This window comes from Wocania ichthyoenteri Th78, from assembly GCF_000789235.1.
GTDB lineage: Bacteria > Bacteroidota > Bacteroidia > Flavobacteriales > Flavobacteriaceae > Wocania_A > Wocania_A ichthyoenteri.
On sequence record NZ_KN525716.1, the window covers coordinates 657501 to 671815 of the forward strand.

Genomic DNA, 14315 nt, shown 5'->3' on the forward strand with positions numbered 1-14315 from the left:
CAAATCTTGTTTCTTACACCCCATAAACCAAACAATGTGATTAATTAGATATCGCTCGTGGTGATTCTAATTAATCCATAAATATTATTTTAAAATTAGATAAATCTAATCTTATTTTTATGTATCTTTTTTCAATATGTCAATGAACTTTCTAATTATCAATTGATAATTGTTGTGGAGAATATCGGAGTCGAACCGATGACCTCCTGCGTGCAAGGCAGGCGCTCTAGCCAGCTGAGCTAATCCCCCGTTTCTTTAAGTTAACAGTCCACAGTCTGCAGTATGCAGTCGCTTGTTGCCGACTTTTTGGTGGATAGTTCTCTTCTAGAATTTCCTTTGTTATTATAGTAGTTAGTAGTCTCAGGCAGACTCGAACTGCCGACCTCTACATTATCAGTGTAGCGCTCTAACCAGCTGAGCTATGAGACTCTACTATATTTATATTTTAAATTAACAGCAATGAGAATAAACTATTTATTGTCTTAGTTTTATTTACTTCCTTTTAGTCGTCTTTCTCTAGAAAGGAGGTGTTCCAGCCGCACCTTCCGGTACGGCTACCTTGTTACGACTTAGCCCTAGTTACCAATTTTACCCTAGGCCGCTCCTTACGGTGACGGACTTCAGGCACTCCCAGCTTCCATGGCTTGACGGGCGGTGTGTACAAGGCCCGGGAACGTATTCACCGCATCATGGCTGATATGCGATTACTAGCGATTCCAGCTTCACGGAGTCGAGTTGCAGACTCCGATCCGAACTGTGATAGGGTTTATAGATTCGCTCCTGGTCGCCCAGTGGCTGCTCTCTGTCCCTACCATTGTAGCACGTGTGTAGCCCAGGACGTAAGGGCCGTGATGATTTGACGTCATCCCCACCTTCCTCACAGTTTGCACTGGCAGTCTTGTTAGAGTTCCCGACTTGACTCGCTGGCAACTAACAACAGGGGTTGCGCTCGTTATAGGACTTAACCTGACACCTCACGGCACGAGCTGACGACAACCATGCAGCACCTTGTAGATAGTCCGAAGAAATAGCTATCTCTAGCTAATGCAATCTACATTTAAGCCCTGGTAAGGTTCCTCGCGTATCATCGAATTAAACCACATGCTCCACCGCTTGTGCGGGCCCCCGTCAATTCCTTTGAGTTTCATTCTTGCGAACGTACTCCCCAGGTGGGATACTTATCACTTTCGCTTAGCCACTCAGTCCGAAAACCGAACAGCTAGTATCCATCGTTTACGGCGTGGACTACCAGGGTATCTAATCCTGTTCGCTCCCCACGCTTTCGTCCATCAGTGTCAGTTGATTATTAGTAATCTGCCTTCGCAATTGGTATTCTATGTAATATCTATGCATTTCACCGCTACACTACATATTCTAACTACTTCATAATAACTCAAGATAACCAGTATCAAAGGCAATTTTACAGTTGAGCTGCAAGATTTCACCTCTGACTTAATTATCCACCTACGGACCCTTTAAACCCAATGATTCCGGATAACGCTTGGATCCTCCGTATTACCGCGGCTGCTGGCACGGAGTTAGCCGATCCTTATTCTTACGGTACCGTCAAGCCACTACACGTAGTGGTGTTTCTTCCCGTATAAAAGCAGTTTACAACCCATAGGGCAGTCTTCCTGCACGCGGCATGGCTGGATCAGAGTTGCCTCCATTGTCCAATATTCCTCACTGCTGCCTCCCGTAGGAGTCTGGTCCGTGTCTCAGTACCAGTGTGGGGGATCCCCCTCTCAGGGCCCCTATCTATCGTTGCCATGGTGTGCCGTTACCACACCATCTAGCTAATAGAACGCATACTCATCTTTTGCCGTAACCTTTAATATAGTCTCCATGCGAAGTCTGCATACTATGAGGCATTAATCCAAATTTCTCTGGGCTATTCCTCAGCAAAAGGTAGATTGTATACGCGTTACGCACCCGTGCGCCGGTCGTCAGCAAGTAGCAAGCTACCTCTGTTACCCCTCGACTTGCATGTGTTAGGCCTGCCGCTAGCGTTCATCCTGAGCCAGGATCAAACTCTTCATCGTTAATTTTTGTGTGACACGCTTAAATAAATAAGGCATCAACTTTTAACAACTAATAGGAATTTCTAGTACTCAAAATGGTCTATTCTCTTTGTTTAAATCGTATCGTTTCCAATACGATTCTTACGCTGTCAATTCAATATGTTTATGAACTTTTTTTATCTTTTCTAATCTCGTTTCCTCGTTTAGCGGGTGCAAATATAAAACCCTTTTTTTAACTCCACAATACTTTTTTAATCTTTTTTTGAAAAAAGTTTTTAATCCCTTTTCTTTTTATTAAATCCGTACTTTGAATGAACTCTCGCCTTACAAACTACTGCCCGTTTTAGCGGCTGCAAACATACAACACATTTTCCGTTTCAAACAACCTTTTTTAATCTTTTTTTTATTCTTTTTTTACACTCCCTTTAACTTCCTTATTTACCGTTATTTACAATACGACCTTTTATTAAACAGTTAGAAAATTCGAGGTAAGATTGAAGCTTTTTGGAATAATGCTCGCGGGTTTTTGGTGCTAAAACATAAAGTACTGATGCTAATGTAATGGAATTGTCTATTCTTTCGTTTTGAAATTTTTGCTTTGTATCTGAAAAATTACATCCTACATAATTATAAAGATTCTTATTCTTTTATTGTGTTAATAGTCTTTGCGCGTAGATTGAATGGTTATTTATATAATGTCTGACCGATATGCAACCGTTAGGGATTGTAATAGATAGCACACAGCAAGGTATGAGCGAGAATTTGAAACAGAAAACCAGAACCAAAAGGGGAACGCCCATGAAAAAAAATTATACCTATATATATATTGTGTGGATTTATTTATACTAGTATCTTTGCAAACTGAATTTAATTTATTTTAATGATACATATAACATTACCTGATGGCAGTGTGAAAACGTTTGAAGAAAACGTTACACCAATGGATGTTGCTAAAAGCATAAGTGAAGGATTTGCTCGAAATGTGATTTCGGCTAATTTTAATGGTACAACTATAGAAACCGTGACACCATTAACCACTAATGGCTCTCTGATTTTATACACTTGGAGAGAGGACGCAGGTAAAACAGCTTTTTGGCACAGTAGCGCGCATGTTTTGGCTCAGGCTATTGAGGAATTATATCCTGATGCAAAACTTACTATTGGCCCAGCTATTGAAAGTGGGTTTTATTATGATGTAGATTTTGGTGAGCATGCGATATCTGAAAAAGATTTTAAAGCCATTGAAAACAAAATGTTGGAAATTGCTAGAGGAAAACACGATTTTAAAATGCGATCTGCAACTAAAGCAGAAGCATTAGCATTATATAAAGGCAATCCATTTAAAACGGAATTGATTGAAAACCTTGAAGATGGTACTATTACGTTTTGCGATCACTCTACATTTACTGATTTATGTCGTGGTGGACATATACCAAATACTGGCATTATAAAAGCAGTTAAAGTTTTAAGTGTAGCTGGTGCTTATTGGAGAGGCGATGAAAACAAGCCACAGTTAACTCGTGTTTATGGTATTTCGTTCCCTAAGCAAAAGGATCTTACCGAATATTTAGAAATGTTGGAAGAGGCTAAAAAGCGGGATCACAGAAAGCTTGGTAAAGAGTTGGAGTTATTTACATTTTCGCAAAAAGTAGGACAAGGCTTACCGCTTTGGTTACCAAAAGGCGCTGCATTACGTGAGCGTCTAGAGAATTTTTTAAAGGCTGCTCAAAAGAAAGCTGGCTACGAAATGGTAGTTACACCACATATTGGACAAAAAGAACTATATGTTACTTCTGGACACTATGAAAAATACGGTGCCGATAGTTTTCAGCCCATTAAGACTCCAAAAGAAGATGAAGAGTTTTTATTAAAACCAATGAATTGCCCACATCACTGTGAAATTTACAAGAGTTCTCAGTGGTCTTATAAAGATTTACCAAAGCGATTTGCAGAATTTGGCACCGTATATCGTTACGAACAAAGTGGCGAATTACATGGTTTAACTCGTGTGCGCGGTTTTACTCAAGATGATGCGCACTTGTTTTGTACTCCTAACCAATTGGATAAAGAATTTAAAGATGTTATAGACTTAGTGCTTTATGTTTTTGGTTCTTTAGGGTTTGAAAACTTTACAGCACAAGTTTCTGTAAGGGATCCAGAAAATCCAGACAAATATATTGGTGATGTTAAAAACTGGGAAAAAGCAGAACAAGCCATTATAAATGCAGCTACTGATAAAGGATTAGATTTTGTAATTGAAACTGGCGAGGCTGCCTTTTATGGTCCGAAGTTAGATTTTATGGTAAAAGATGCTTTAGGAAGACGTTGGCAACTTGGTACAATTCAAGTAGATTATAACTTACCAGAACGTTTTGAGTTAACTTACAAAGGCAGTGATAACGAATTACATAGACCCATCATGATTCACCGTGCACCATTTGGAAGTATGGAGCGTTTTGTAGCATTATTACTAGAACATACAGGTGGAAATTTTCCACTTTGGTTGATACCAATTCAAACAATTATATTATCTATTAGTGAGAAATATGAAAAATACTCTGAAAAAGTTTTAAATTTGCTAGAAAATAACGAAATTCGCGCCCTCGTAGACCATAGAAATGAAACTATAGGGAAAAAAATTCGTGAAGCCGAAATGCAGAAACACCCGTATATGATTATTATAGGGGAGCAAGAAGAACAAGAAGGCAAAATTACTGTGCGTCAGCATGGTGGAGAAGATTTAGGCATGATTTCTGTTGAAGCTTTCACTGAAATAATAAATGAGGATATTAAAAAAACATTAAAATCATTTTAAAAAAATAAGTTTAATTTAAAACCATAAAGCCATAGCAATTAGAAGAAGACAGCAACCTAGAAGGGTTTCACAAGAGGATAAACATAAGATTAACTCTAAGATTACAGCGCAAAAAGTACGCCTCGTTGGAGACAATGTAGAAATTGGTATTTATACCAAAGGTGATGCTATGAGAATAGCAAACGAGCAAGAATTAGATCTTGTAGAGATTTCACCAAATGCTGATCCTCCTGTTTGTAAGGTTATGGATTATAAAAAGTTTCTTTATGAGCAAAAGAAACGTGATAAGGCTTTAAAATCTAAAGCAACAAAAGTTATCATTAAAGAAATCCGCTTTGGTCCGCAAACTGATGATCATGATTATGATTTTAAAAAGAAGCATGCTGAAAAGTTCTTAAAAGAAGGTGCTAAATTAAAAGCCTTTGTGTTCTTTAAAGGACGATCAATCATATTTAAAGAACAAGGTCAGATTTTATTATTAAGATTAGCACAAGACCTTGAAGAATTTGGCAAAGTAGAGCAAATGCCTCGTTTAGAAGGTAAACGTATGACTATGTTTATTGCTCCAAAGAAATAATGCTTCGACTGCGCTCAGCGACCCAGAAGCACTATTGAAATAAAAAAAGATGCTGAAATAAGTTCAGTATTAAAGATAATTAAGCGAAATAATTAAAAACTAGGAGAAAAAATGCCTAAAATGAAAACAAAATCTAGTGCCAAAAAGCGTTTCAAGCTTACAGGTACTGGTAAGATTAAAAGAAAGCACGCTTTTAAGAGTCATATCTTAACAAAGAAATCTAAAAAGCGTAAGCTAGCGTTAACCCATGATACTTTAGTACATAAGGCTGACGAAAACAATGTTAAAACCATGTTACGTTTAAAGTAATACCGTTTTAACCGGTTAAAACAATTTATAAACCCTGGAGTTAGGCATATTTAAAGCGTCGATTTTTCGTCCGCCTACTACAAAAAACAATTAAAATTATGCCAAGATCAGTAAATTCTGTAGCAAAAAGAGCCAGAAGAAAAAAGGTGCTTAAGCAAGCAAAAGGTTACTTTGGAAGACGTAAAAACGTTTGGACAGTAGCAAAAAATGCGGTTGACAAAGCGATGCAATATTCGTATAGAGACCGTAGAAACAAAAAAAGAACATTCCGTGCATTATGGATTACGCGTATTAACGCAGGAGCTAGAGAACATGGTTTGTCTTATTCTCAATTTATGGGAAAATTAAAAGCTAATGATATTGAATTAAACCGTAAGGTTTTAGCAGATTTAGCTATGAATAACCCTGAAGCTTTTAAAGCTGTAGTAGAGAAAATTAAATAAGGCGTTTCGCCTATTGTAAAACATATTATTCGCTTAATAAAAATCCGATTCTTAATTGAATCGGATTTTTTTTTGTTTCTAATTTGCTAAAGCTCCCATTCAAAAAATAACTATCTTTAAAAATCAATTTAAACTATCAACCAATGCATCATTTTAAATTAATTTTATTATCCCTCCTTTTATCTAATTTAAATCTTCAAGCTCAGAAAAAAGAAAAAGAAAAATGGGATGTAAATAACCCTAAAGGCAATTGGGGTTTTAAAGAATTAAAACTTTCTACCAATGAAGGTACTTGGATGAATTTAGACATAAGTCCAGATGGAAAAAAAATAGCCTTTGATTTATTAGGCGATATTTATATTATGCCTATTGAAGGCGGTGATGCCAAATTACTTAGAGAAGGTTTGCCTTTTGAAATTCAACCGCGTTTTAATCCTGATGGTACAAAACTTTCTTTTACAAGTGACGCTGGTGGTGGCGACAACATTTGGACCATGAATATTGATGGTACTGATGCCAAACAGATAACTAAAGAAACTTTTAAATTATTAAATAATGCGATTTGGACACCAGATGGTAATTACTTAATTGCGCGTAAACATTTTACATCGCAACGTTCTGTTGGTGCGGGAGAAATGTGGATGTATCATATTACTGGTGGCGTTGGTTTACAATTAACCAAACGTAAAAACGATCAACAAGATGTAAATGAACCATCCATATCACCAAATGGCAAGCATTTATACTACAGTGAAGATGTTTACCCTGGTGGATTTTTTCAATATAATAAAGATCCTAATAGTCAGATTTACATAGTTAACCGCTACGATTTTAAAACTGGGAAAACAGAAAAAGTAATAGGTGGAGCTGGTGGAGCTGCAAGACCTCAAGTTTCTAGGGATGGTGAAAAACTAGCTTTTGTAAAACGTGTTAGAACAAAATCTGTTCTTTATATCCATGATTTAGAAACTAGTGAAGAATGGCCAATTTATGATGCTTTAGACAAAGATCAGCAAGAAGCATGGGCTATTTTTGGAGTATATCCTAATTTTAGTTGGATGCCTAACAACGAAGAACTTGTTTTCTGGTCTGGCGGAAAAATTAATAAGATAAATATTAATTCATTAGATGTTACAAACATCCCTTTTAAGGCTGAAGCATCAATAAAAATTGCAAAAGCTTTAGAGTTTGATACCCCTGTTGCTCCTGAGAATTTCACAGCAAAAACAATACGCAATACAGTAACATCTCCTGATGGTAAAACTATTATTTTTAGCGCTTTAGGACATCTTTGGACAAAAAAACTTCCAAACGGTAAACCCAAAAGACTTACTAATACTTCAAATTTTGAGTTTGAACCATCATTTTCTCCTAACGGAAAAGAAGTTGTTTATGTAACTTGGAATGATGAGCAACTTGGAAGTATCTATAAAACGAACATTAATAATGGTTCGTCATTAAAACTCACAAATACAAAAGGCATTTATAGAACACCTTCGTTTTCTAACGACGGAAATAAAATAGTGTATCGAAAGGAATCTGGAAATAGCGATCAAGGCTTTACATATACTAAAAAATCTGGTATTTATGTTATGGATTCTAACGGAGAAAATCCTCAATTCATTTTAAAAGAAGGAGCAAATCCTGTTTTTAATCTTGAGGGAAACAGAATTATTTATCAAACTGGAGGCACGTATTTTGGTAGTTTAACTAAAATGCTAAAAAGTGTTGATTTGAATGGAAAAGATGAAAAAACATTAGTATCGTCAAAATATGCAAATCAATTAGTCGTAAGTCCAGATAATAAATGGTTAGCATTTTCAAATTTACATAAAGCTTATATTGCTCCTTTGCCAAAATCTGGAAAAACGTTAAACTTCGATTTAAAGAAAGGTGCTAAATCATTCGTTCCTATCTCACAAGTATCAAAAGACGCTGGTGTAAGCATTCATTGGTCTAAAAATAGTGATAAAATTCATTGGACTTTAGGCGATGAATATTTTACAAACCATGTTTATGAACGTTTTACATTCTTAAAAAATTCACCAGATAGCATTCCGCCTATTACAGAAAAAGGTGTCAAAATTAATTTAGTTTCAAAAACCGATAAACCAAAAGGTGTTATTGCATTTACTGGAGCTAACATTATTACAATGGAGGACAGTAAAGTTATAAAAAATGGAACTATTATTATTCGAGAAAACAAAATTGAAGCTATTGGGGGTTCAGGAATTACTATTCCTTCAGAAGCTAAAATATATGATGTAAAAGGCAAAACCATAATGCCAGGTATTGTAGATGTACACGCTCATGTTGGCGGTTTTAGAGCTGGTATAACCACACAAAAACATTGGCAATTATATGCTAATTTAGCTTACGGTGTTACTACTTCACATGACCCTTCGGCGAATACTGAATCTATATTTACTTTATCAGAACTTATAAAAAATGGGCAAATGGTTGGTCCTAGACTATACTCTACTGGTGCCATTTTATACGGAGCAGATGGTGATTTTAAAGCTGTAATAAATAATTTAGATGATGCCCGATCTGCTATTCGTCGTACCAAAGCATTTGGTGCTTTGTCGGTAAAAAGTTATAATCAACCAAGAAGAAACCAACGACAACAAGTTATTCAAGCGGCTAGAGAAGAAGAAGTTTTTGTTGTACCAGAAGGGGGGTCTAATTTTTATCATAACATGAGTATGATTATGGATGGACATACAGGAATTGAACACAACATTCCGGTAACTAAAGTTTATAAAGATGTTTTAGAGTTATGGGGAACTAGTAGTACAGGGTACACACCTACACTTATTGTAAACTACGGTGGGTTAAATGGTGAATTTTATTTTTACGAACATGATAATGTTTGGAAAAATGAAAAACTACTTAAATATACACCTAGAAGTATTATTGATTCTCGTTCTCGCCATCGGATGAAAATACCACAAGAAGAATATGAAAACGGACATATTTTGGTTTCTAAAACTTGTAAAGCATTAACAGACGCAGGGGTTAAAGTTAACTTAGGTGCGCATGGGCAATTACAAGGTCTTGGAGCGCATTGGGAATTATGGATGCTTTCCCAAGGCGGCATGACCAATATGGAAGCCTTAAAAGCTGCCACAATAAATGGTGCAGATTATATTGGTGCGAGTAAAAATATAGGTTCTTTAGAGGTTGGTAAATTAGCAGATTTAATTGTAATGGATAAAAACCCTTTGGATAACATCCGAAATACTGAAAGTATTATTTACACTATGGTAAACGGAAGGTTATATGACACTGAAACGATGAATGAAATTGGAAATGAACCAAAAGAACGCTCAAAATTCTATTGGGAGAATAACAAATATAACAGCTCATTTCCGTGGCATGAAAACACAGAAACTATTGGTCATTGTAGTTGTAATTCTAAAAGCCACTAAAATATTTTTTATAAAGTTTACGCAACCATTAGCCTTTTTTTTCATCTATATATAAAATCCTAAAATATTTAAAATAAATGAAAAAGAGTGTAGTTCTAATTTTAAGTTGTTTTTTTATTTTTTCAAGTTGTTCTAATGATGGAGACCCTATAGATCCTCAAAAAATAAAATACTTGTGGCACTTAGTAAAAGTAACCGGTGGTGTTGCTGGAATAGATGAAGAATTTAATCTTGAAACTATTGTATGGGCTTTTAACGATGCAAACAAAACCCTTGTTGTTGAAAATAATAATGATGATGATACTATTGAAGATGGTTTAGATTCAGGAACTTATGAATACTCTGTTTTAGATGTAGATGGAAAAAACTATCTTACAGTAAATGATAATGAACTTGGAAGTTTTGAAATTTCTCAAAGTACATTAGTTATTAATCAAAATATAATGTCGACAGGCAACGGTGCTGATGGTTTTATTTACACATTCCAAAGAACCATTTTATTAGTGGATTAAGTTGTTTTTAAAATCAACTAACTTTTATTTATTTCATCGATAACAATACCACGGATGAAACTACTTATCTCTAGTGTCTTAAACAGTTTAACTATTTCTTTTTTGATAGTTTTTTATTCCTACTTTTATCAAAAAGATTAGTTATTACAATTTGAATTTTCTTGAGTATTTGTTTTTTGAAGCCATAATTAAACTCTTGTATTTTCTAAAACTTACAAAAAAATTATGTTTTCTGCTTTTTCTTTCTAGCAGCAGGAAACAAGACATTATTTAATATAAGCCGGTATCCTGGAGAAGTTGAGTGCAAATCTAATTCGGTTTTGGAGTCTCCTACTCTATGCTGATAATCTTCTGGGTCGTGACCACCATAAAAAGTAAAAAAACCTTTTCCTTTTATACCGTGAATATATTTTGCTTCTCCATTAGATTTATTTTCACCCATTACTAATACATTAGATTTTATTTCATCTCTTGTAAACGATGTTGTTTGCCCCATAAATCCTTTTACTAAAGCCGTGTGATTTTGACATAACATAGTTGGAATGGGGTCCCACTTAGCTGAGAATTCCATAAGCGAAAAATAATCCGTTGTTTTAGGAATCATCCGTTTTCTGGTCATATCTATTGAAGAAAATTCATAAATGTTCGGGCTTCTTTCTAAAGTATAATCTGTAAAAGCAAAGGTTTTATTATAGTCTATTTTATTTTGATACCCAGGCGTACTTCCATCGCCATCAAACATAGGCTCGCAAATATCGATACCTTCGGCAGACAATGCAATATCAAAACTATCAGTCGCACTGCACATAGCAAACATAAAACCACCTCCAATAACATAATCTCTAATTTTTAAAGCAACATCTAATTTTTCGTCCGAAACTTTACTATAGCCTAACTTTACAGCCAATGCTTCGGCTTCCTTTTTTTCTTGAATATACCAATTTGTAGCTCTATACGCGCCATAAAATTTACCAAACTGTCCCGTAAAATCTTCGTGGTGCAAATGCAACCAATCAAACAATAGCAAACCATCGTTTAAAACTTCTTCATCGTAAACGGTTTCATAAGGAATCTCTGCATATTGCAAAACCATAGTTACGGCATCGTCCCATGGTTGTTTTCCATAAGGTGTATAAACGGCTATTTTTGGTGCTTTTTCTAAAACTACAGCTTCCATATTTTTACTTGGACTGCTAATATCTTCTAGAATGCTTTCTGCTTTTGAATTAGAAATAACTTCAAACGACACCCCACGAATTTGACATTCACGCTGGATCTCCTCTGTGTCAGGCAATAAAAAAGAACCGCCACGATAATTAAGTAACCATTTTACTTTAAGCTGTTTATCAAGTGTCCAATAAGTTATTCCGTAAGCTTTTAAATGATTTTTTTGAGTTTCAGCATCCATCGGAACGAGAATGTAGGATGCAAATACATTAAATGAAATGAATAGGAATATAATGATTAACAGGGGCTTTTTCATAGACCGAAAGATAATCAAAATTTATTTTTAATATGAATAGTTTAACAGGAGTTTAATTCTTAAAACGGCACATCACTCTCATCATCATCATTAAAAGAACTACCAAATGCTTGATCTGGACTTGCTTTAAAATTGTCTGCTTTAAAGGTATCATCGTTTGCTGCAGCATTCATTTTAGAATGAAATTCGAAAGGTGAATCAAAATCATCTAAATTATCAAACTTACCTAAATGTCCAACAAATTTTAATCTAATATTTTCTAAACCACCGTTACGGTGTTTAGCAATAATAAATTCTGCTTGACCTTCAGTTGGAGAACGTTCATCGTCATCCCATTCATCAATTTTATAATATTCTGGTCTGTAAATAAACGATACAATATCGGCGTCTTGCTCAATTGCACCCGATTCACGTAAATCTGATAATAACGGTCGTTTACTTCCTCCACGGGTTTCAACAGCACGCGATAACTGTGATAATGCGATCACTGGAACATTCAACTCCTTTGCTAATGCTTTTAAATTTCTTGAAATCATCGAAATTTCTTGCTCTCGATTTCCGCCATGACTGCTTCCCCCAGTCATTAATTGTAAATAATCAATCATGATTAATTTTATACCGTGTTGCGATGATAAACGTCGTGCTTTTGCACGCAAATCGAAAATAGAAAGTGATGGTGTATCATCAATAAACAATGGTGCTTTTTCTAAACCTTTTACTTTTACGTTAAGTTGTTCCCACTCGTGTTTTTCTAGTTTTCCTGTACGTAATTTTTCAGAAGACAACCCGGTTTCACTAGAAATTAAACGGGTTATTAATTGTACTGAAGCCATCTCTAATGAAAAAAAAGCCACTGGAATATTTTGATCTACAGCAATATTTCTTGCCATAGATAATGTTAAAGCTGTTTTACCCATACCAGGACGGGCAGCAACAATAATTAAATCGGATGGTTGCCAACCCGATGTTAACTTATCGAGTTTATTAAACCCAGTTGGAATACCACTGAGTCCTTCTTTATTTGAAATTTCTTCAATTTTCTTTTTGGCTTGAATTACTAAATCTTGTGCCGTTTCACTCGATTTTTTAATATTTCCTTGAGTGACTTCGTATAATTTAGCTTCGGCTTTATCTAATAAATCAAAAACGTCCTTTGTTTCATCGTAAGAATCTTCAATAATTTCACTTGAAATTTTTATTAAACTACGCTGAATAAATTTTTGTAAAATAATACGTGCATGAAACTCGATATGTGCCGAAGATGATACTTTTTGAGTTAAAGAAATCAAATAAAAATCGCCACCAGATAACTCTAGCTTTGAGTTTTTCTTTAACTGTGTTGAAACGGTTAATAAGTCGACTGGTTCGCTATTTTCAAACAAATGAAAAATAGCTTCAAAAATATGTTGATGTGCTTCTTTGTAAAATGCTTCTGGACTCAAAATATCGATAACCTCATCAACTCCTTTTTTATCAATCATCATCGCTCCTAACACAACCTCTTCTAAATCAAGTGCTTGAGGCGGTATTTTTCCTTTTTCAAGACTAATAATAGTACTTTTATCTACTTTATATCCTTGGAGTTGGTTAGGTTGCTTCATAACTACGAAAGTAATTAAATTGAATGTGTTTTATTATGAAAAATGAATCTTGATTGTTAACCTGTCGTTAACAATTTAACTGTTAATAACTTACAAATATTGTCGATAACCATAAAAAAAATCTGAAGTTGTTAACTTCAGATTTTGCTATGTTATGGTTTTAAAAGGTTTACCCTTTATAAACTCCCATTTGTGCATATTTATCCATACGCTGGGACACTAAATCTTTTGGTGATAAGTTTTTAAGTGCCTCAAAAGTTTTTAAAATTGTTGCACTAACAGTTGTAAATGTTTTTTCTCTATCTCTATGAGCCCCACCAAGTGGTTCTTTAATAATTTCATCTACTAGCTTTAATTTTTTCATATCGCTAGCGGTTAGCTTTAAAGCATCTGCAGCTTGTTCTTTAAATTCCCAACTTCTCCAAAGAATAGAAGAACATGATTCTGGAGAAATTACTGAATACCAAGTATTTTCAAGCATAAGCACCTTATCGCCTACACCTATGCCTAATGCACCACCAGACGCACCTTCACCAACAACTATAGTTATAATAGGTACTTTTAAACGGGTCATTTCTAAAATATTTCTAGCAATAGCTTCTCCTTGTCCGCGTTCTTCTGCTTCTAAGCCAGGATAAGCTCCGGGTGTATCTAAAAGTGTAACTACTGGGATTCCGAATTTTTCGGCAGATTTCATTAAACGTAATGCTTTACGATACCCCTCAGGGTTAGCCATACCAAAATTTCTATATTGGCGTGTTTTAGTATTATAGCCTTTTTGTTGACCAATAAACATAAAACTCTGATCACCAATTTTACCTAAGCCACCAATCATGGCTTTATCATCTTTAAAACTTCTATCGCCATGGAGTTCTAAAAATGTACTACCACAAATGGCATTAATATAGTCCATAGTATATGGCCTATTAGGATGTCGCGATAATTGTACACGTTGCCAAGGCGTTAGGTTTTTATAAATATCTTTTTGGGTAACTTTTAATTTCTTTTCAATTTGTGAGCAAGTTTCAGTAACATCTACTTCACTTTCTTCTCCAATTACTCTGCATTTTAGTAACTGATCTTCTAGCTCTTTTATAGGTAATTCAAATTCTAAATATTCCAT

9 protein-coding genes, 2 tRNA genes and 1 rRNA gene are annotated in these 14315 nt (G+C 35.0%); 6 read left to right on the top strand and 6 right to left on the bottom strand.

All coding sequences use genetic code 11. The features are described 5' to 3' along the window. Positions 1 to 175: 175 nt before the first annotated feature. From RG22_RS02940 to RG22_RS02950, 3 genes are all read right to left on the bottom strand, one after another. Positions 176 to 249, bottom strand: a tRNA-Ala gene (locus RG22_RS02940). Between the two features lie 106 nt (positions 250 to 355). Then, positions 356 to 429, bottom strand: a tRNA-Ile gene (locus tag RG22_RS02945). A gap of 91 nt (positions 430 to 520) precedes the next feature. After that, positions 521 to 2042, bottom strand: a 16S ribosomal RNA gene (locus tag RG22_RS02950). 859 nt (positions 2043 to 2901) lie between these two features. Between RG22_RS02950 and thrS the strand changes: the two genes are divergently transcribed. The 6 genes from thrS (at position 2902) to RG22_RS02980 (ending at position 10108) form a co-directional block, all read left to right on the top strand. Then, positions 2902 to 4836, top strand: a complete 1935-nt coding sequence (thrS, locus tag RG22_RS02955; protein ID WP_034040726.1) for a threonine--tRNA ligase — start codon at positions 2902 to 2904, stop codon at positions 4834 to 4836. A 31-nt stretch (positions 4837 to 4867) separates the two neighbouring features. Beyond that, the gene (gene infC, locus RG22_RS02960; RefSeq protein WP_202801147.1) at positions 4868 to 5413 is read left to right on the top strand and encodes a translation initiation factor IF-3; all 546 of its coding nucleotides are present in this window, start codon (positions 4868 to 4870) and stop codon (positions 5411 to 5413) included. A gap of 111 nt (positions 5414 to 5524) precedes the next feature. Continuing rightward, the gene (gene rpmI / locus RG22_RS02965; RefSeq protein WP_034040729.1) at positions 5525 to 5722 is read left to right on the top strand and encodes a 50S ribosomal protein L35; all 198 of its coding nucleotides are present in this window, start codon (positions 5525 to 5527) and stop codon (positions 5720 to 5722) included. Positions 5723 to 5820: 98 nt separating this feature from the next. Continuing rightward, on the top strand, positions 5821 to 6165 hold the full coding sequence (gene rplT / locus RG22_RS02970) for a 50S ribosomal protein L20 (RefSeq protein WP_034040731.1): 345 nt from the start codon (positions 5821 to 5823) through the stop codon (positions 6163 to 6165). 143 nt (positions 6166 to 6308) lie between these two features. Then, positions 6309 to 9596: an amidohydrolase family protein gene (locus tag RG22_RS02975; RefSeq protein ID WP_034040734.1), complete on the top strand. Its 3288-nt coding sequence runs from the start codon at positions 6309 to 6311 to the stop codon at positions 9594 to 9596. A 77-nt stretch (positions 9597 to 9673) separates the two neighbouring features. Further along, on the top strand, positions 9674 to 10108 hold the full coding sequence (locus tag RG22_RS02980) for a hypothetical protein (protein ID WP_034040736.1): 435 nt from the start codon (positions 9674 to 9676) through the stop codon (positions 10106 to 10108). A gap of 223 nt (positions 10109 to 10331) precedes the next feature. Here RG22_RS02980 and RG22_RS02985 read toward each other — a convergent pair whose 3' ends face one another. The 3 genes from RG22_RS02985 to RG22_RS02995 form a co-directional block, all read right to left on the bottom strand. Then, positions 10332 to 11516 carry a hypothetical protein gene (locus RG22_RS02985; protein WP_034040737.1) on the bottom strand — a complete coding sequence of 395 codons (1185 nt, stop codon included), beginning with the start codon at positions 11514 to 11516 and terminating at the stop codon, positions 10332 to 10334. A 134-nt stretch (positions 11517 to 11650) separates the two neighbouring features. Beyond that, the gene (dnaB, locus tag RG22_RS02990; RefSeq protein ID WP_034040738.1) at positions 11651 to 13192 is read right to left on the bottom strand and encodes a replicative DNA helicase; all 1542 of its coding nucleotides are present in this window, start codon (positions 13190 to 13192) and stop codon (positions 11651 to 11653) included. A gap of 169 nt (positions 13193 to 13361) precedes the next feature. Further along, positions 13362 to 14315, bottom strand: coding sequence for an acetyl-CoA carboxylase carboxyltransferase subunit alpha (locus RG22_RS02995; protein WP_034040740.1), 954 nt, complete (start codon positions 14313 to 14315; stop codon positions 13362 to 13364).

Bases quoted from the DNA above. Each gene is read 5' to 3' on its own strand.
- thrS (WP_034040726.1), top strand. From the start codon at position 2,902: ATGATACATATAACATTACCTGATGGCAGTGTGAAAACGTTTGAAGAA.
- rpmI (WP_034040729.1), top strand. From the start codon at position 5,525: ATGCCTAAAATGAAAACAAAATCTAGTGCCAAAAAGCGTTTCAAGCTT.
- rplT (WP_034040731.1), top strand. From the start codon at position 5,821: ATGCCAAGATCAGTAAATTCTGTAGCAAAAAGAGCCAGAAGAAAAAAG.
- RG22_RS02975 (WP_034040734.1), top strand. From the start codon at position 6,309: ATGCATCATTTTAAATTAATTTTATTATCCCTCCTTTTATCTAATTTA.
- RG22_RS02980 (WP_034040736.1), top strand. From the start codon at position 9,674: ATGAAAAAGAGTGTAGTTCTAATTTTAAGTTGTTTTTTTATTTTTTCA.
- RG22_RS02985 (WP_034040737.1), bottom strand. From the start codon at position 11,516: ATGGATGCTGAAACTCAAAAAAATCATTTAAAAGCTTACGGAATAACT.
- dnaB (WP_034040738.1), bottom strand. From the start codon at position 13,192: ATGAAGCAACCTAACCAACTCCAAGGATATAAAGTAGATAAAAGTACT.
- RG22_RS02995 (WP_034040740.1), bottom strand. From the start codon at position 14,315: ATGGAATATTTAGAATTTGAATTACCTATAAAAGAGCTAGAAGATCAG.